This is a genomic window from Streptococcus sp. oral taxon 431, from assembly GCF_023115445.1.
Taxonomy (GTDB): domain Bacteria; phylum Bacillota; class Bacilli; order Lactobacillales; family Streptococcaceae; genus Streptococcus.
Genome location: NZ_JALDUI010000002.1, coordinates 35,932 through 52,985, shown reverse-complemented (window position 1 = coordinate 52,985; position 17,054 = coordinate 35,932). Strand labels below are relative to the sequence as shown.

At 42.3% G+C, this 17,054-nt stretch carries 18 protein-coding genes and 1 pseudogene; 17 read left to right on the top strand and 2 right to left on the bottom strand.

Annotated features, from left to right (window positions below):
• Positions 1-104: 104 nt before the first annotated feature.
• From M1R56_RS02090 to tnpA, 13 genes and pseudogenes are all read left to right on the top strand, one after another.
• Complete coding sequence (locus M1R56_RS02090; protein WP_248034430.1) at positions 105-551, top strand: LytTR family DNA-binding domain-containing protein; 447 nt, start codon at positions 105-107, stop codon at positions 549-551.
• A 4-nt stretch (positions 552-555) separates the two neighbouring features.
• The gene (locus M1R56_RS02085; protein WP_248034429.1) at positions 556-1,230 is read left to right on the top strand and encodes a hypothetical protein; all 675 of its coding nucleotides are present in this window, start codon (positions 556-558) and stop codon (positions 1,228-1,230) included.
• Between the two features lie 107 nt (positions 1,231-1,337).
• Positions 1,338-1,526: a 50S ribosomal protein L28 gene (gene rpmB, locus M1R56_RS02080; protein ID WP_001140948.1), complete on the top strand. Its 189-nt coding sequence runs from the start codon at positions 1,338-1,340 to the stop codon at positions 1,524-1,526.
• 150 nt (positions 1,527-1,676) lie between these two features.
• On the top strand, positions 1,677-2,042 hold the full coding sequence (locus M1R56_RS02075; RefSeq protein WP_000216431.1) for an Asp23/Gls24 family envelope stress response protein: 366 nt from the start codon (positions 1,677-1,679) through the stop codon (positions 2,040-2,042).
• A gap of 2 nt (positions 2,043-2,044) precedes the next feature.
• Positions 2,045-3,709, top strand: coding sequence for a DAK2 domain-containing protein (locus M1R56_RS02070; protein ID WP_248034428.1), 1,665 nt, complete (start codon positions 2,045-2,047; stop codon positions 3,707-3,709).
• Positions 3,710-3,719: 10 nt separating this feature from the next.
• Positions 3,720-4,262, top strand: coding sequence for an SP0191 family lipoprotein (locus M1R56_RS02065; RefSeq protein ID WP_248034427.1), 543 nt, complete (start codon positions 3,720-3,722; stop codon positions 4,260-4,262).
• Between the two features lie 165 nt (positions 4,263-4,427).
• Complete coding sequence (locus M1R56_RS02060) at positions 4,428-4,619, top strand: hypothetical protein (RefSeq protein ID WP_248034426.1); 192 nt, start codon at positions 4,428-4,430, stop codon at positions 4,617-4,619.
• Positions 4,616-4,810: a hypothetical protein gene (locus tag M1R56_RS02055; protein ID WP_223140270.1), complete on the top strand. Its 195-nt coding sequence runs from the start codon at positions 4,616-4,618 to the stop codon at positions 4,808-4,810. The genes M1R56_RS02060 and M1R56_RS02055 overlap by 4 nt, the downstream gene beginning before the upstream one ends.
• Positions 4,797-5,681, top strand: coding sequence for an ABC transporter ATP-binding protein (locus tag M1R56_RS02050; RefSeq protein WP_248034425.1), 885 nt, complete (start codon positions 4,797-4,799; stop codon positions 5,679-5,681). The genes M1R56_RS02055 and M1R56_RS02050 overlap by 14 nt, the downstream gene beginning before the upstream one ends.
• Before the next feature lies 1 nt (position 5,682).
• Positions 5,683-6,420, top strand: a complete 738-nt coding sequence (locus M1R56_RS02045) for an ABC transporter permease (RefSeq protein ID WP_248034424.1) — start codon at positions 5,683-5,685, stop codon at positions 6,418-6,420.
• Positions 6,420-7,517, top strand: coding sequence for a sensor histidine kinase (locus tag M1R56_RS02040; RefSeq protein WP_248034423.1), 1,098 nt, complete (start codon positions 6,420-6,422; stop codon positions 7,515-7,517). The genes M1R56_RS02045 and M1R56_RS02040 overlap by 1 nt, the downstream gene beginning before the upstream one ends.
• A complete protein-coding gene (locus tag M1R56_RS02035; protein ID WP_248034422.1) occupies positions 7,518-8,117 on the top strand; it encodes a response regulator transcription factor in 600 nt (199 codons plus the stop codon).
• Positions 8,118-8,393: 276 nt separating this feature from the next.
• A pseudogene (gene tnpA / locus M1R56_RS02030) lies at positions 8,394-8,909 on the top strand (IS200/IS605 family transposase).
• A gap of 250 nt (positions 8,910-9,159) precedes the next feature.
• Here tnpA and dusB read toward each other — a convergent pair.
• The gene (gene dusB, locus M1R56_RS02025; protein WP_248034421.1) at positions 9,160-10,140 is read right to left on the bottom strand and encodes a tRNA dihydrouridine synthase DusB; all 981 of its coding nucleotides are present in this window, start codon (positions 10,138-10,140) and stop codon (positions 9,160-9,162) included.
• Positions 10,127-10,999, bottom strand: coding sequence for an Hsp33 family molecular chaperone HslO (gene hslO / locus M1R56_RS02020; protein WP_248034420.1), 873 nt, complete (start codon positions 10,997-10,999; stop codon positions 10,127-10,129). The genes dusB and hslO overlap by 14 nt, the downstream gene beginning before the upstream one ends.
• Before the next feature lie 164 nt (positions 11,000-11,163).
• Here hslO and M1R56_RS02015 point away from each other — a divergent pair, with 164 nt between their 5' ends.
• The 4 genes from M1R56_RS02015 (at position 11,164) to M1R56_RS02000 (ending at position 16,899) form a co-directional block, all read left to right on the top strand.
• The gene (locus M1R56_RS02015) at positions 11,164-12,591 is read left to right on the top strand and encodes a helix-turn-helix domain-containing protein (protein ID WP_248034419.1); all 1,428 of its coding nucleotides are present in this window, start codon (positions 11,164-11,166) and stop codon (positions 12,589-12,591) included.
• A 156-nt stretch (positions 12,592-12,747) separates the two neighbouring features.
• On the top strand, positions 12,748-14,256 hold the full coding sequence (gene glpK, locus M1R56_RS02010; protein ID WP_248034418.1) for a glycerol kinase GlpK: 1,509 nt from the start codon (positions 12,748-12,750) through the stop codon (positions 14,254-14,256).
• 41 nt (positions 14,257-14,297) lie between these two features.
• Positions 14,298-16,124, top strand: coding sequence for a type 1 glycerol-3-phosphate oxidase (glpO, locus tag M1R56_RS02005; RefSeq protein ID WP_248034417.1), 1,827 nt, complete (start codon positions 14,298-14,300; stop codon positions 16,122-16,124).
• Between the two features lie 70 nt (positions 16,125-16,194).
• On the top strand, positions 16,195-16,899 hold the full coding sequence (locus M1R56_RS02000) for an MIP/aquaporin family protein (RefSeq protein WP_248034416.1): 705 nt from the start codon (positions 16,195-16,197) through the stop codon (positions 16,897-16,899).
• Positions 16,900-17,054 lie beyond the last annotated feature (155 nt).

The window sequence follows — 17,054 nt, the reverse complement described above, 5'->3', positions numbered from 1 at the left end:
GGGCCTGGCCTCGTAACCACTTACGAGTCAAAAGTGACCACTTGCTTTTTTGCCCTTGTAAAGTCTTATGGGCTTTGGTATAGTAGATGCAGAAAGGAGATAGGATGAAGTTACGAATCGAGATTGATAGTGAATTAACTGAGACAGAGATTGTCATCAAGGCTGCAGCCCTGACAGATGAAATAGCTGACTTACAACGACTCTTGCAAGAAACCAAGGCTCCTAGGTTGATCTTTTATAAGGGAACGGGTGAGTACTACTTAGACTTGTCAGAAATTCTCTTTTTTGAGACGGAAGGTAGCAAGATTTACGCTCATACCCAGAAAGAAGCCTACGAGGTTCGACTCAAGCTTTATGAGTTGGAGTCCATTCTCCCCTGCTATTTCAGTCGGGTATCCAAGTCGACCATTGCCAATATCCGGCAGGTTTACTCGGTGGACAAGTCCTTCTCAGGGACAGGCACTATTTCCTTTTATCAGACCCACAAGGAGGTGCACGTGTCACGGCACTACCAATCCCTCCTAAAAGAAAATCTAAGAAACATGAGGTAAGAAGATGAAAAAGAAAGCATTTGGTATTGTATTGCTAGTATTGGCAGCTTTAGTATTATTGCAGGGAAATTTTGGAATTCCTTCTCTAGGAGGGCAGATTTGGCCCTTGATCGGTATTGGATTTTTTGCTTACCAATCAGTTGAAGCTTTGTTGCGTCGTCACTTAACTTCAGCCTCTTTTACAGCCCTAGTGGCCCTCATGATTGCTAATCATTTTTATGACATTCTACCGATTCCCAATCAGTCACTGTTCTGGGCAAGTGTTCTCATCGTGCTTGGAGTAAGTATGCTGACTCATACTAACAGAACTTGGAATGGGAAAAAATGGTGGTATGACGGTGAAAAGACTATTCTGACAGACAAGGAAGTCGCTTTTGGGGCGGGTACATTTTACAAGCAAGACCAAGAATTGGTAGAAGACGAGTTTGAAGTCGGATTTGGGAATGCCAAAATCTATTATGACAATGCAGAGATGTTAGGTGATTTTGCTACTCTGAATATCGAAGTCGGATTTGGGAATGCAGTTATCTATGTGCCCCAACACTGGAGAGTGGACCTGAAGGTGGAAACTTTTTGTGGTGCGGCCAAGGCAGATGCTCCTGTAGCCCCAACCAGCAAAACTTTGATTATCCGTGGAGACGTAGCTTTTGGGAAATTGGGAGTTGTTTACGTTAAATAAAAAAAATATTCCAATCTCCTTGCCAAAAAAGAGAAAGTGTGATAACATAGTACAGTATGTGGTGCTAGCACATCCGCTATATTAGATCTAATAGGAGGAAAACACAAATGGCTAAAGTATGTTACTTTACAGGTCGTAAGACTGTATCAGGAAACAACCGTTCACACGCGATGAACCAAACAAAACGTGCCGTAAAACCAAACCTTCAAAAAGTTACTGTACTTATCGATGGTAAACCTAAAAAAGTTTGGGCTTCAGCTCGTGCTTTGAAATCAGGTAAAGTAGAACGCGTTTAATAAAGAGTAAAAGGCCATCAGGTCTTTTTCTTTTGCTCTGAGTTCAAAAAGCCTCGTCAAAGGAGTAAATATCCGCCGATACAGTATTCTGCTTTTACACTTGGCTTGAAATATGATAAAATAGAGTATCAACTAGTTGAGGTAGAAAAAATGACTGTAAAAATTAATACAAAAGATGGTCAAATCGAACTAACAGATGAAGTGATTGCTACCGTTGTAGGCGGTGCAGCAACTGAGATTTTTGGTGTGGTCGGTATGGCAAGTAAGAAAGCCCTCAAAGATAATTTCCAAGCCCTTCTTGGAAAGGAAAATTATTCTAAAGGTGTCGTTGTAAAAGCGGCCGAAGATGGTAGCATTGCAGTTGATGTATATACCGTGTTGAGCTACGGAACAAAAATCAGTGAAGTCTCAAAAAACATCCAAGAGCGTGTACGCTTTAGTTTGGAAAACCAACTTGGCATCACTGCTCAAACTGTGAATGTCTACATTCAAAATATCAAAGTTGTAGGAGAATAATCGTGTCAAATATTACTACAAGCTTATTTCAAGAAATGGTACAGGCTGCATCTACTCGTTTGAACAAGCAAGCCGAATATGTCAACTCATTGAACGTCTTCCCAGTTCCAGATGGAGATACAGGAACAAACATGGGAATGACTATCGAAAATGGTGCCAAAGAAGTAGCAGACAAACCAGCTTCAACTGTTGGTGAGGCTGCAAGTATCTTGGCTAAAGGTCTTTTGATGGGTGCGCGTGGGAACTCAGGAGTTATCACTTCACAGCTTTTCCGCGGATTTTCACAAGCCATCAAGACAAAAGAAGAGTTAACAGGAAAAGACCTAGCTCTTGCCTTCCAATCAGGTGTTGAAGTAGCCTATAAGGCCGTTATGAAGCCAGTTGAAGGAACAATCTTGACTGTATCACGTGGTGCTGCCATCGGTGCTAAGAAAAAAGCCGAGCAGACAGATGATGCTATTGAGGTGATGCGTGCAGCCTTGGAAGGAGCTAAAACAGCCCTTGCGAAGACTCCAGATATGCTTCCAGTCTTGAAGGAAGTTGGAGTTGTAGACTCAGGTGGTCAAGGTTTGGTTTTCATCTATGAAGGCTTCCTTTCAGCTCTTACTGGTGAATATAGCGCTTCTGAGGACTTTGTAGCGACTCCAGCCAACATGAGTGAAATGATCAATGCTGAACACCACAAGTCTGTAGCTGGACATGTGGCAACAGAAGACATCACCTTTGGTTACTGTACAGAGATCATGGTTGCCCTTAAGCAAGGCCCAACTTATGCAAAAGACTTTGACTACGAAGAATTCCGTAACTACTTGAACGAACTTGGGGACTCATTGCTTGTTGTCAATGACGATGAAATCGTTAAAGTTCACGTCCATACAGAAGATCCAGGTCTTGTCATGCAAGAAGGTCTCAAATATGGTAGCTTGGTTAAGGTTAAAGTCGATAACATGCGTAACCAACACGAAGCGCAAGTGGAAAAAGAAGCTAAAGTCAGCAAACCAGCTGAAGAAAAAGAATATGCTCTTATCGCAGTAGTAGCTGGACAAGGATTGGCAGACATCTTCCGTGCTCAAGGTGTGGACTATGTCATCGAAGGTGGACAAACCATGAACCCTTCGACAGAAGACTTTATCAAGGCTGTTGAGCAAGTCAATGCTCGCAACATCATTTTCTTGCCAAACAACAAAAATATCTTTATGGCAGCTCAATCTGCAGCTGAAGTCTTAGAACAACCAGCTGTTGTGGTAGAAGCTCGTACCCTTCCTCAAGGATTGACTAGCCTTCTGGCATTTGACCCAAGCAAGTCTATCGAAGAGAATAAAGAACGCATGACTGCAGCCCTTGGTGATGTGGTCAGTGGTAGTGTAACAACAGCCGTTCGTGACACGACTATCGATGGTTTGGAAATTCATGAAAATGATAATCTTGGTATGGTAGACGGTAAGATTCTCGTATCAAACCCTGATATGCACCAAACTCTGACTGAAACATTGAAACATATGTTGGATGAAGACAGTGAAATCGTAACCTTCTATATCGGTGAAGATGGAAGCGAAGAATTGGCTAACCAAATTGCCCAAGAAATCGCAGAAGAATTCGAAGATGTAGAAGTAGAAATCCACCAAGGTCAACAACCGGTTTATCCATACCTTTTCAGTGTGGAATAGGAGACTTTGAATGAAGAAAGTTTTAGGATTGATTTTTGCAGCGTTACTTGCTCTTGCTGGCTGTGGTCAAACCAACACCGCAACAACAGAGTCAAGTAGTACAGCAAGTTCGGTTGATTCATCTAGTCAGTCGAGTCAGGTAAAAGAAGAAAAAACAAAAATCCTTAAAGGGAAAATGGATGAATTTGATGTCACTATGACATTTGTTTATACGGATGTTGTTAAACACTTCAAGATGGAGATGCTCGGGAAAATGAACATGGAGATTCCTGCTGGAGTTACTCCTGAAGAATTCCAAGCAATCTTCCGTGAAGCTATGGAAGATAGTCCAGAGTATCTTGAAATCAAGGACGAGCCTGGTGTTAATGTAGAATATTTTATCACCGAGGACAAAAAGATGAGAGTCGTTATGGAACTCGATCTTGAAAAAGCAGATTTAGATAAAGTAAAAAACACATATTTCTTTAAATCACTAGCGGATGGTATAGAAGACTTTAAAAAGCCTAATGCACTATTCGCGGCATTAAAATTACAGGGATTTAAAGAAGAATAAAAAGAGAGGTCGGGATTTCCCGACCTTTTTTGATTTGGAAAGACCTTTATTTTCCTAGCTGAGTGAACTTTTTATGACATTTGTCATATCTCCTCATGACAGAAGCTTCTAGTGATTCTACCTTCAAAGAATTATACTAGATGTATCAAATGGAGGAAGAAAAAAATGAAACATAAAGTAATTGTCGCAATGAGTTTAGTAGCAGCAGGAGTCATGACTTATCTAATGTTTTCAAGATTGGATGAAGGCTTTTATCATTTTCCTTGGGAGATATTTGCAAGTTTTGGAATCATGTCTTGGCTGATCCGAGAAGGATTGAAATTGGTCTCAGATGTGAAAAAGGAGTTTGAAAAATGAAAAAAGCGATTCTCTATTTCTTTATTGGATTGTCACTAGTGGTATGGTTGGTCGAAATGTTTACAGGTTGGTTTGACCAAGCCTTCCTTCACCAAGTCATTCGTGGTGCCTGGGGATTAGGATTTATGATTTTTATCGCCTTTCCGATGGGAAAGGAGTGGCTGAAAGGAGAATATCATGAACATGATTAAGGTAGAAAGCCTAAATAAAAATATCAAGGGCAAGGCTATTTTGAAGGATATTTCCTTTGAGATAGCTGAAGGTGAATGCGTCGCCTTGATTGGGCCCAATGGTGCTGGAAAGACCACACTCTTGGACTGTTTATTGGGAGATAAACTGGTCACAAGCGGTCAAGTATCCATCCAAGGCTTGCCAGTGACGAGTTCTCAGTTAGACTACACAAGATCCTACCTCCCTCAAGAAAATGTTATCGTTCAGAAATTAAAGGTCAAAGAGTTGATTGCTTTCTTTCAAAGCATTTATCCAAATCCCTTGAGCAATCAGGAGATCGATCAACTATTACAGTTTGACAAACAACAAAAAGAACAGTTGGCAGAAAAATTGTCAGGTGGGCAAAAGCGTCTTTTCTCTTTTGTCTTGACCTTGATTGGCCAACCAAAGCTTGTCTTTTTGGATGAGCCTACTGCAGCCATGGATACCTCAACTCGTCAACGTTTTTGGGAAATTGTCCAGGATCTAAAAGCGCAGGGGGTCACCATTCTCTATTCATCCCATTATATCGAAGAGGTAGAGCATACAGCGGACCGAATCTTGGTCTTAAATAAGGGAGAGTTGATTCGTGATACGACACCTCTAGCTATGCGCAGTGAGGAGATTGAAAAGCACTTTATCCTACCTCTGGCTTACAAGGAAGTTGTTGAACAGTCAAACTTGGTTGAAAACTGGTCACAAAAACAAGATGCTCTACAAGTAGTCACACGCGAAGCGGATGCTTTTTGGGAACTGTTAGTGCAAGCAGGCTGTAGGATTCAAGAAATCGAAGTTAATAATCGTAGCTTGCTGGATACAATCTTTGAAGAAACACAGAAGGGAGATGACTAAGATGAAACGATGGATCGCATTAAATAAGATAGAATTTCTATTGACCAAACGACAATTAGTCTATTATCTATTATCCGTAGGGATGCCGACGGCCTTCTATTTATTCTTTTCAGGCATGTACCAGGACACACCAGGTGGACCGGCTAATTTTATGCGTGACTACCTCATCTCCATGACGGCTTTTTCCATGATGTCGACAGCTATCTTTTCATTCCCAGTTGTTTTACATACCGACAAGATCAACAACTGGCAGAAAATATTACGTCATAGCCCTGTAAATATGGTAGAATATTATCTATCAAAGATAACAAGTATGATGGTTGATTATTTGGTCTCAATTCTGGTTGTTTTCTCAGTTGGGCATTTTGTAAGAGGTGTGGATATGTCTCTTGGAAACTGGATTGGGGCTGCACTTTTGCTGATAGTAGGAAGTATTGCCTTTGTAGCGCTTGGTTTGACCTTGACTCTCTTACCAACTAGTCAGTTGATGTCTGTCGTAGGTAATCTTCTTTACTTTGGCTTGGCTGTTTTAGGTGGACTCTGGATGCCCGTCTCTTTATTTCCAGACTGGATGCAAGCAATCGGGAAGCGTCTACCAAGCTATCAGTTGATGGAATTGATCAAGACCTTCTTAAACGAGGGTGGCATCAATCTATCAGCCACAATTTATCTACTTGTTTTTTCAGCAGTTTTATTTGGTTTGACTATTTACCTTCAAGGTCATAAGGAGAATGCTTAATGCTTGAAAGACTGAAAAGCGTACATTATATGTTTTGGGTCAGTTTAATTTTTATGATTTTCCCCATCCTACCTGTAGTGACTGGGTGGCTTTCTGTCTGGCATTTATTGATTGATATTCTATTTGTAGTGGCGTATTTGGATATTTTAACAACTAAGAGCCAGCGCCTATCTTGGCTTTTCTGGGGGATCATGCTGACTTATGTAGTTGGGAATACTGCCTTTGTTGCTGTAAATTATATCTGGTTTTTCTTTTACCTTTCTAATCTCTTAATTTATCATTTCAGGGTGCGGAGTCTTCGTTCTCTGCATGTCTGGACTTTTCTCCTTGCTCAAGTTCTTGTTGTTGGTCAACTCATGGTGTTTCAGTCAGTCGAAACTGAGGTTGTAGCCTTTGAGCTTGGGATTCTTACTTTTGTCGATTTGATGACATTGGGCTTGGTTCGGATTCGCATTGTCGAGGATTTGAAAGAAGCTCAGGCCAAGCAAAATGCCCAGATAAATCTATTGCTTGCTGAAAATGAACGTAGTCGTATCGGTCAGGATTTGCATGATAGTCTGGGGCATACCTTTGCCATGCTGAGTGTCAAGACAGATTTAGCCTTGCAGTTATTTCAGATGCAGGCCTATCCACAGGTGGAGAAGGAACTAAAAGAAATTCACCAGATCAGCAAGGATTCCATGAATGAAGTACGAACCATTGTGGAAAATCTCAAATCACGGACCCTAGCTTCAGAGCTTGAAACTGTCAAAAAGATGCTGGAAATTGCTGGCATTGAGGTTGAGGTTGACAATCACTTGGACAAGGCTAGTTTGAGCCAGGATGTAGAGTCGACGGCTGCTATGGTTTTGTTAGAACTGGCGACCAATATCATCAAGCATGCCAGAGCTGAAAAAGCCTATCTAAAACTTGAACGTACAGCTCAGGAATTGGTCCTGACAGTTAGAGATGACGGGAAAGGTTTTGCAACTGTAAAAGGAAATGAACTCCATACAGTCCGTGACCGTGCAGCAGCCTTCTCAGGTCAAGTAGAGCTGGTCAGTTTGAAAAATCCCACAGAGGTGCGCGTGCATCTGCCTTATAAGGAGAGAAAGTAGATGAAAGTATTAGTCGCAGAAGATCAAAGTATGCTTAGAGACGCCATGTGCCAGCTCTTAAGCTTTCAACCAGATGTGGAGACTGTCTTGCAGGCAAAAAATGGAGCCGAGGCTATCGAGGTTTTGGAGAAAGAAGCAGTAGATATTGCTATTCTTGACGTCGAAATGCCAGTCAAGACGGGACTAGAAGCGCTCGAGTGGATCAAACAAGAAGTGCCTGAAACAAAGGTGGTTATCGTTACAACCTTTAAACGTCCAGGTTATTTTGAACGAGCGGTCAAAGCAGGAGTCGACGCCTATGTCTTGAAAGAGAGAAGCATCGCCGAACTCATGCAAACCCTGCATACGGTGTTAGAGGGACGCAAGGAATATTCTCCAGAGCTGATGGAAGTCATGATGACCCATCCCAATCCCTTGACCGAGCAAGAAGTCGCTGTTTTGCATGGAGTTGCACAGGGGCTGTCCAACCAAGAAATTGCGGATAAGCTCTACCTCTCAAACGGCACCGTCCGTAATTACATGACCAATATCCTCTCCAAACTAGACGCCAGCAACCGAACCGAAGCAGCCAAAACTGCCGAAGAGAAAGGTTGGTTGTGAGGGGGAGAGAAAGAAAAAATCTCTTAGAAATGGATCTAAGAGATTTTTGGTGTTATGTGACTATTATAGTAGATTAAAATAAGGTATGAACAAATCGATTAGGAAAGTCAAACTAATTTCTAGAAATATTTTTAGCAGGCATAGTGTACTATTCTAGATTCAATCTACTATAGTCCATCTCGCTCCGCGAGGTGCGCGTCGAAGGTTATACTAAAAAACTCCAAACGCGATACAATAAAGGTGTTCAAGCCAATTGTAAAGCGAAAGGAGAAAACCATGGCACAAAAGTCTCATAGTTTATCACACACAAAGTGGCACTGTGAGTATCACATTGTGTTCACCCCTAAGTATAGACGAAAAGTCATCTATAATCAATATCGAAGTAGTTTAGGCGAAATATTTCATCGCTTATGTAGTGATAAAGGTGTTGAGATTATCGAGGGCCATTTAATGCCAGATCATGTTCATATGTTGGAAAGTATTCCACCTAGAATTAGTATTTCAAGTTTCATGGGATATTTAAAAGGTAAAAGCGCTCTAATGATGTTCGATAAACACGCAAATCTGAAATATAAGTTTGGGAATCGGCATTTCTGGGCGGAAGGTTATTATGTAAGTGCAGTAGGGCTTAATGAAGCCACGATTAAGAAATATATTCAAGAGTAAAGAAATTATCCAGTGTATGATTTCTTCACGAGTATAAAAATTTGAGAACGAGTAAAGCATGATATAGCACTAGATAAATTGAGTGTAAAAGAATATGAGGATCCCTTTAGGGATAGTGGTAAGTAATGCTAAAGCCTCTTTAAGAGGCAAGTGGCGAATCAAGAGCAATAAGGCTTGAACAAGGTGAAAGCCAGCGTCTTTAGGCGCTGGCTGGTAATTTGGGCTTATAGCGTTCTGATGCAAACTAGCCGTTTGATGGGTGGGGTTGGATTGTTACCTTGAACGGTATACGTTAAAACGCCATATGCAGAACGACAGGTACGGTGGTATGAGAGGGTCTAGAAATCAACCCTTACTTGAAAGGTAGTATAGAAGTTTAGGCCTTATCTAATTGCAATAGAGCTTCAATCTCTGCTAGTGTGCTAGCTTGCGAAATAGCACCACGGAGTTTAGCTGCACCTGATGTTCCACGGAGGTAGTGAGGAGCGAGTCCACGGAATTCACGGACCGCAACCTTTTCTCCCTTGAGGTTAATCAAGCGTTTCAAGTGTTCGTAGGCGATTTTCATCTTGTCTTCAAAGGTCAAATCAGGGAGGATTTCTCCTGTTTCAAAGTAGTGGTTGATTTGGTTGAAGAGGTAGGGATTTCCCATGGCAGCGCGACCAATCATGACTGCGTCAGCACCAACTTCTTCGATGCGTTGTTTGGCTTCTTGGACAGTACGGATGTCACCATTAGCGATAAATGGAATCTTTGTCAGAGCTTGGGCAACCTTGTGAAGGGTTTCAAGGTCTGCGTGGCCTGTATACATCTGTTCACGGGTACGGCCGTGCATAGCAAGTGCAGAGACACCTGCAGCCTCAGCGGCGAGGGCATTTTCCACAGCTAGAGATGGGTCAGACCAGCCCGTACGCATTTTGACAGTGAGAGGGATATCAAGGACTGATTGAACTTTGTTAATGATAGAGTAGATCTTGTCTGGATCCTTGAGCCACATAGCGCCAGCTTCGTTTTTTACGATTTTGTTAACTGGACAGCCCATGTTGATATCGACGATATCGGTTTTGGTGTTTTCTTGGATGAATTCTGCTGCGCGTGCTAGGCTATCTTCATCACTACCAAATAGTTGGATAGAGACTGGGTTTTCGCCTTCATCGATATGAAGCATGTGAAGAGTTTTTTCGTTGTTGTATTGAATTCCCTTGTCAGAGACCATTTCCATGACAACGAGTCCAGCTCCGAGTTCTTTAGCAATGGTACGAAAGGCTGAGTTGGTCACGCCGGCCATGGGTGCTAAAACGGTACGATTGGGAATCTCAACATTGCCAATCATAAAGGGTGTATTAAGATTTGTCACGAATGAGTTCCTCCAGGTCATTTTCGTTAAAGTTGTAAGTTGTTTGACAGAATTGACAAGTGATTTCTGCCCCGTGGTCTTCGTCCTTCATTTCCTGCAAGTCTGAGCTTGGAAGACTAGAAAGAGCCTTCATAAAACGTTCTTTACTACAGTCACATTGGAAACGAATTTCTTCTTCAGACAGACGTTTGTATGGTTCGTCGTCGTAGATAGCCTTTAGAAGAGCTTCGATATGGTCGTCGCTTTCTAGAAGAGTTGAAATGGCAGGCATTTCTTGGATGCGTTTTTCAAAACGAGCGATTTCTTCTTCCTTGGCTCCTGGCAAAACTTGAACAAGGAAACCGCCTGCTACTTTGACCTTGTCTTCTTCGTCCAAAAGGACATTGAGTCCAACTGCTGACGGAGTTTGTTGGCTTTCTGTCAAGTAGAAGGCAAGATCTTCTCCGATTTCTCCAGAGATGAGGGGAGTCATGGAGTTGTAAGGATTTCCAGTGCCGTAGTCTGTGATAACGAGAAATTGACCATTGCCGATAAAAGGTCCGACTAGAACTTCACCAGTTGCAGTCTTTTTGATGTCAACACCAGGATTTTGAACGTAACCTTTGACGTTCCCCTTGGTATCAGCTACGGTGATGATGGCTCCTAGAGAGCTAGTTCCAAGAACTTTAACCGTTAGCTTGGTGTTTCCTTTTTCATTGGCTGCGAGAATCTGGCTGGCGATAAGGGTGCGGCCAAGTGCAACAGTTGAGCTAGCTTGAGTTTGATGTTTTTCTTGAGCAGTGCGGACAGTTTCAGTGCTGTCTAGTACATAAGCACGAAAAGATCCACTTTCTGATATTGTTTTAATAATTTTATCCATAGCTACTATTTTAGCATAAAAATGCCCAAAGAGGGAGTGGTGTGTTTGCTGTTTCTGAGGAATAATGACGAGGAAATCAGCTTTAAAATAAAATGAGAAACAGATTATTTCAGCATTTGAAAGATTTATGCTATGCTTGTAGGAGAAAATGAAAGGGGTAACAAATGTATTTAGGTGATTTGATGGAAAAAGCCGAATCTGGTCAATTTTTAGTCCTTTCCTTTTTATTACAAGATTCGCAGACAACAGTCAAGGAAGCCATGGAAGAAACAGGTTTTTCAAAGGCGACCTTAACCAAGTATATCTCTCTAATTAACGAAAATGCTTTAGAAAGAGGGTTAGAGCTGACCATCCACTTGGATGATGAAAGCCTGCGTCTGTCTGTCGGTACTGCCACAAAGGGGAGAGAGATTCGGAGCTTATTTCTAGACAATGCCATTAAGTACCAAATTTTGGTTTACCTTCTCTATCACCAACAGTTCCTAGCCCATCAACTGGCTCAAGAATTAATGATTAGCGAGGCCACGTTTGGTCGCCATTTGTCTAGCTTGAATCATATTTTGTCAGAGTTTGACTTATCCATCCAAAATGGTCGTTGGCGAGGTCCAGAGCATCAGATTCGTTACTTTTATTTCTGCCTTTTCCGCAAGGTCTGGTCCAGTCAGGAGTGGGAAGGTCACATGCAGAAAGCTGAGAGAAAGCAGGATATTGCTACTCTAGAAGAAATCTGCGGTGCCAGCTTGTCTTCGGGTCAGAAATTGGACTTGGTTCTCTGGACTCATATCAGTCAACAGCGCCTTCGGGTTAACGCCTGTCAATTTCAGGTTATAGAAGAAAAAATGCGAGGGTATTTTGACAATATTTTCTACCTTCGTTTACTTGGCAAGGCTTCTTCTTTTTTTGGTGGCCAGCACATTCCTCTAGGAACTGAAGATGGGGAGATGATGATATTCTTTTCATTTCTCCTTTCTCATCGTATTTTTCCTCTTCATACTATGGAGTATATTCTTGGTTTTGGAGGGCAATTAGCCGATTTGCTGACACAAATGATCCAGGAAATGAAGAAGGAGGAGTTGCTGGGGGACTACACAGAGGACCATGTCACCTATGAACTCAGCCAGCTCTGTGGTCAAGTTTATCTCTACAAGGGCTATATCTTGCAAGATCGATACAAATATCAGATAGAGCATCGCCCCCCTTATTTGCTGATGGAGCATGACTTTCGAGATATTGCTCAGAAAATTTTTGCCTCCTTGCCAGCCTTTCATCAGGGGACGGATCTGGATAAAAAAATCCTTTGGGAATGGCTTCAGTTGTTGGAGTATATGGCAGAAAATATAGGCAAACATCTGAGAATAGGGCTAGATCTAACAGCAGGCTTCCTTGTCTTTTCGAGAATGTCGGCCCTTTTAAAACGATATTTGGAGTACAATCGTTTCATTAGCATTGAAGCCTATGACCGTACTCGTCATTATGATTTGCTGGTTACCAATAACCCTATCCATAAGAAAGAACAAACACCTATCTACTATTTGAAAAATGATTTGGACATCGAAGATTTAGCTACGATCCGTCAGATGCTATTTGCCTAAAAGACCTGATTTTTCAGGTCTTTTTTGTGAAATTCGCACAATCTCCTCACTTTTTTTTAAAATTTTAAAAAAATTGATAGACAGGAAAGCGCTTTATTTTGTATACTAGTTACTGTAAAGAGGAACCCCCTCAAGATTTTATCAGGAGGACAGCACATGTCACAAGAAAAATACATTATGGCTATTGACCAAGGAACTACCAGTTCTCGTGCCATCATTTTTAACAAAAAAGGCGAGAAGGTCAGCTCTAGCCAAAAAGAATTCACTCAGATTTTCCCTCAAGCAGGTTGGGTAGAGCACAATGCCAATGAAATTTGGAACTCTGTTCAGTCAGTTATTGCGGGTGCTTTCATCGAAAGTGGTGTGAAACCAAGTCAAATCGAGGCAATCGGGATTACCAACCAGCGTGAAACAACTGTCGTCTGGGATAAGAAAACAGGGCTCCCTATCTACAATGCTATCGTTTGGCAATCACGCCAAACTGCTCCTCTGGCTGAACAACTAAAAAGCCAAGGTTATGTGGAAAAATTCCATGAGAAGACTGGTTTGATCATCGATGCTTACTTCTCAGCGACTAAGGTTCGTTGGATTTTGGACCATGTAGAAGGTGCTCAAGAGCGAGCAGAAAAGGGTGAATTGCTCTTTGGTACCATTGATACTTGGCTGGTTTGGAAATTGACTGACGGCGCAGCTCACGTAACTGACTACTCAAACGCAGCTCGTACCATGCTCTATAACATCAAGGATCTTAAATGGGATGATGAGATTTTGGAAATCCTCAATATTCCTAAGGTTATGCTTCCAGAAGTTCGTTCTAATTCTGAAATCTATGGCAAGACAGCTCCATTCCATTTCTACGGTGGAGAAGTGCCAATCTCTGGTATGGCGGGTGACCAACAAGCAGCCCTCTTTGGTCAGTTGGCTTTTGATCCTGGTATGGTTAAAAATACCTACGGAACTGGTTCCTTCATCATCATGAACACTGGTGAAGAAATGCAGTTGTCTGAAAACAACCTCTTGACAACCATTGGTTATGGTATTAACGGCAAGGTTTACTATGCCTTGGAAGGATCTATCTTCATCGCAGGAAGTGCCATTCAATGGCTTCGTGACGGACTTCGCATGGTTGAAAACTCACCAGAGTCTGAAAAATATGCTCGTGACTCTCACAATAATGATGAAGTTTATGTAGTTCCAGCCTTTACAGGACTAGGAGCACCATACTGGAACCAAAATGCTCGCGGTTCTGTCTTTGGTTTGACTCGTGGAACAAGTAAGGAAGACTTTATCAAGGCAACTCTTCAATCAATTGCTTATCAAGTACGTGATATCATTGACACCATGCAAGTGGATGCTCAAACAGCTATTCAAGTATTGAAAGTGGATGGAGGTGCAGCCATGAATAACTTCCTCATGCAGTTCCAAGCTGATATTTTAGGAATTGACATTGCACGCGCTAAAAACTTGGAAACCACAGCTCTAGGAGCAGCCTTCCTAGCAGGTTTGTCGGTAGGCTACTGGAAGGATTTGGATGAGTTGAAACTCTTGAATGAGACAGGAGAACTTTTTGAACCATCCATGAACGAATCTCGCAAGGAACAACTCTACAAGGGCTGGAAGAAGGCTGTGAAAGCAACTCAAGTCTTTGCGGAAATCGACGACTAATACTGGAAGAATAAAGCGACTTAGTTAGAAAGTGTGTAAATATGGAATTTTCAAAGAAAACACGTGAATTATCAATTAAAAAAATGCAGGAACGCACCCTGGACCTCTTGATTATCGGTGGAGGAATCACAGGGGCTGGTGTAGCCTTGCAGGCGGCAGCTAGTGGTCTTGAAACTGGTTTGATCGAAATGCAGGACTTCGCAGAAGGAACATCTAGCCGTTCAACAAAATTGGTTCACGGAGGTCTTCGTTACCTTAAGCAATTTGACGTAGAAGTAGTATCAGATACGGTTTCAGAACGTGCAGTGGTTCAACAAATTGCTCCACACATTCCAAAACCAGATCCAATGCTCTTGCCAGTTTACGATGAGGATGGAGCGACCTTTAGCCTCTTCCGTCTCAAAGTAGCCATGGACTTGTACGACCTTTTGGCAGGTGTTAGCAACACGCCAGCTGCTAACAAGGTCTTGAGCAAAGAAGAAGTCTTGGAACGCCAGCCAAACTTGAAGAAAGAAGGCTTGGTAGGAGGTGGAGTTTACCTTGACTTCCGTAATAACGATGCGCGTCTCGTGATTGAAAATATCAAACGTGCCAACCAAGACGGTGCCCTCATTGCCAACCACGTGAAGGCAGAAGGCTTCCTCTTTGACGAAAGTGGCAAGATTACAGGTGTTGTAGCTCGTGATTTGTTGACAGACCAAGTCTTTGAAATCAAGGCTCGTCTGGTTATCAACACAACAGGTCCTTGGAGCGACAAGGTGCGTAATTTGTCCAATCAGGGAACACAATTCTCACAAATGCGTCCAACTAAGGGAGTTCACTTGGTGGTTGACTCTAGTAAGATCAAGGTTTCACAGCCAGTTTACTTTGACACAGGCTTGGGAGATGGTCGTATGGTCTTTGTTCTCCCACGTGAAAACAAGACCTACTTCGGTACAACAGATACAGACTACACAGGTGATTTAGAGCATCCAAAAGTGACTCAAGAAGATGTGGATTATCTGCTTGGCATTGTCAACAATCGCTTCCCAGAAGCAAACATCACCATTGATGATATCGAAAGCAGCTGGGCAGGTCTTCGTCCATTGATTGCAGGCAATAGCGCTTCTGACTACAATGGCGGAAATAACGGAACTATTAGCGATGAAAGCTTCAATAGCTTGATTGCGACTGTCGAAGCTTATCTATCGAAAGAAAAAACGCGTGAAGATGTTGAATCTGCTGTCAGCAAGCTTGAAAGCAGCACATCAGAGAAACATTTGGATCCATCTGCAGTTTCTCGTGGGTCTAGCTTAGATCGTGATGACAATGGCCTTTTGACCCTTGCTGGTGGTAAAATTACAGACTACCGTAAGATGGCAGAAGGAGCTATGGAGCGCGTGGTTGATATCCTCAAAGCAGAATTTGATCGTAGCTTTAAACTCATCAACTCTAAGACTTACCCTGTTTCAGGTGGAGAATTGAATCCAGCAAATGTGGACTCAGAAATCGAAGCCTTTGCGCAACTTGGAGTGTCACGTGGTTTGGATAGCAAGGAAGCTCATTACCTAGCAAATCTCTATGGTTCAAATGCACCGAAGGTCTTTGCTCTTGCTCATAGTTTAGAACAAGCACCAGGACTCAGCTTGGCGGACACCTTGTCCCTTCACTATGCAATGCGCAATGAGTTGGCTCTTAGCCCAGTTGACTTCCTCCTTCGTCGTACCAACCACATGCTTTTCATGCGTGATAGCTTGGACAGCATCTTAGAGCCAGTTTTGGATGAAATGGGACGATTCTATGACTGGACAGAAGAAGAGAAAACAACTTACCGTGCTGATGTCGAAGCAGCTCTTGCTCAAAATGACTTGGCAGCATTAAAAAATTAAGAAAAACTAGAAGAGAGGGAGACAAGCGTTCCTTGCTTTCTCTCTCCTTCTTTTAAATGGAGACAAAGATATGATGAAAGAATTATTTGGAGAATTTTTGGGAACTTTAATCCTGATTCTTCTAGGAAATGGTGTTGTTGCAGGTGTAGTTCTTCCTAAAACCAAGAGCAACAATGCAGGTTGGATTGTGATTACTATGGGTTGGGGGATTGCAGTTGCGGTTGCAGTCTTTGTATCTGGCAAGCTCAGTCCAGCTCATTTAAACCCAGCTGTGACCATCGGTGTGGCCTTAAAAGGTGGTCTGCCTTGGGCTTCCGTATTTCCATATATCTTAGCTCAGTTCGCAGGGGCTATGCTCGGTCAGATTTTGGTTTGGTTGCAATTCAAGCCGCACTATGAGGCAGAGGAAAATGCAGGCAATATCCTGGCAACCTTCAGCACTGGTCCAGCCATAAAGGATACAGTTTCTAACTTGATCAGTGAAATCCTTGGAACCTTTGTTTTGGTGTTGACAATCTTTGCTTTGGGGCTTTATGACCTTCAGCCTGGTATCGGAACCTTTGCAGTGGGAACCTTGATTGTCGGTATCGGTCTATCACTAGGTGGGACAACAGGCTATGCCTTGAACCCAGCTCGTGACCTTGGCCCTCGTATCATGCACAGTATCTTGCCAATTTCAAACAAGGGAGATGGAGACTGGTCTTATGCCTGGATTCCAGTTGTGGGACCTGTTATCGGTGCAGCCTTGGCTGTGCTTGTATTCTCACTTTTCTAAGATAAAAGAGCTATTTGTAACAAAGTTTGAGATTGGATTCTCAAACTTTGTTGTTTTTTGAGGGCAAAACATTAATATTTTAACTTGTCTTAAAATAAACTAAAATGTGCTTTCTAAAAATGGTAAACAGTTGAAAATAGAGGGAATAAAGTGGT

Coding starts and splice junctions, on each gene's coding strand:
- M1R56_RS02090 (WP_248034430.1), top strand. CDS start 105: ATGAAGTTACGAATCGAGATTGATAGTGAATTAACTGAGACAGAGATT.
- M1R56_RS02085 (WP_248034429.1), top strand. CDS start 556: ATGAAAAAGAAAGCATTTGGTATTGTATTGCTAGTATTGGCAGCTTTA.
- rpmB (WP_001140948.1), top strand. CDS start 1,338: ATGGCTAAAGTATGTTACTTTACAGGTCGTAAGACTGTATCAGGAAAC.
- M1R56_RS02075 (WP_000216431.1), top strand. CDS start 1,677: ATGACTGTAAAAATTAATACAAAAGATGGTCAAATCGAACTAACAGAT.
- M1R56_RS02065 (WP_248034427.1), top strand. CDS start 3,720: ATGAAGAAAGTTTTAGGATTGATTTTTGCAGCGTTACTTGCTCTTGCT.
- M1R56_RS02060 (WP_248034426.1), top strand. CDS start 4,428: ATGAAACATAAAGTAATTGTCGCAATGAGTTTAGTAGCAGCAGGAGTC.
- M1R56_RS02055 (WP_223140270.1), top strand. CDS start 4,616: ATGAAAAAAGCGATTCTCTATTTCTTTATTGGATTGTCACTAGTGGTA.
- M1R56_RS02050 (WP_248034425.1), top strand. CDS start 4,797: ATGAACATGATTAAGGTAGAAAGCCTAAATAAAAATATCAAGGGCAAG.
- M1R56_RS02045 (WP_248034424.1), top strand. CDS start 5,683: ATGAAACGATGGATCGCATTAAATAAGATAGAATTTCTATTGACCAAA.
- M1R56_RS02040 (WP_248034423.1), top strand. CDS start 6,420: ATGCTTGAAAGACTGAAAAGCGTACATTATATGTTTTGGGTCAGTTTA.
- M1R56_RS02035 (WP_248034422.1), top strand. CDS start 7,518: ATGAAAGTATTAGTCGCAGAAGATCAAAGTATGCTTAGAGACGCCATG.
- hslO (WP_248034420.1), bottom strand. CDS start 10,999: ATGGATAAAATTATTAAAACAATATCAGAAAGTGGATCTTTTCGTGCT.
- M1R56_RS02015 (WP_248034419.1), top strand. CDS start 11,164: ATGTATTTAGGTGATTTGATGGAAAAAGCCGAATCTGGTCAATTTTTA.
- glpK (WP_248034418.1), top strand. CDS start 12,748: ATGTCACAAGAAAAATACATTATGGCTATTGACCAAGGAACTACCAGT.
- glpO (WP_248034417.1), top strand. CDS start 14,298: ATGGAATTTTCAAAGAAAACACGTGAATTATCAATTAAAAAAATGCAG.
- M1R56_RS02000 (WP_248034416.1), top strand. CDS start 16,195: ATGATGAAAGAATTATTTGGAGAATTTTTGGGAACTTTAATCCTGATT.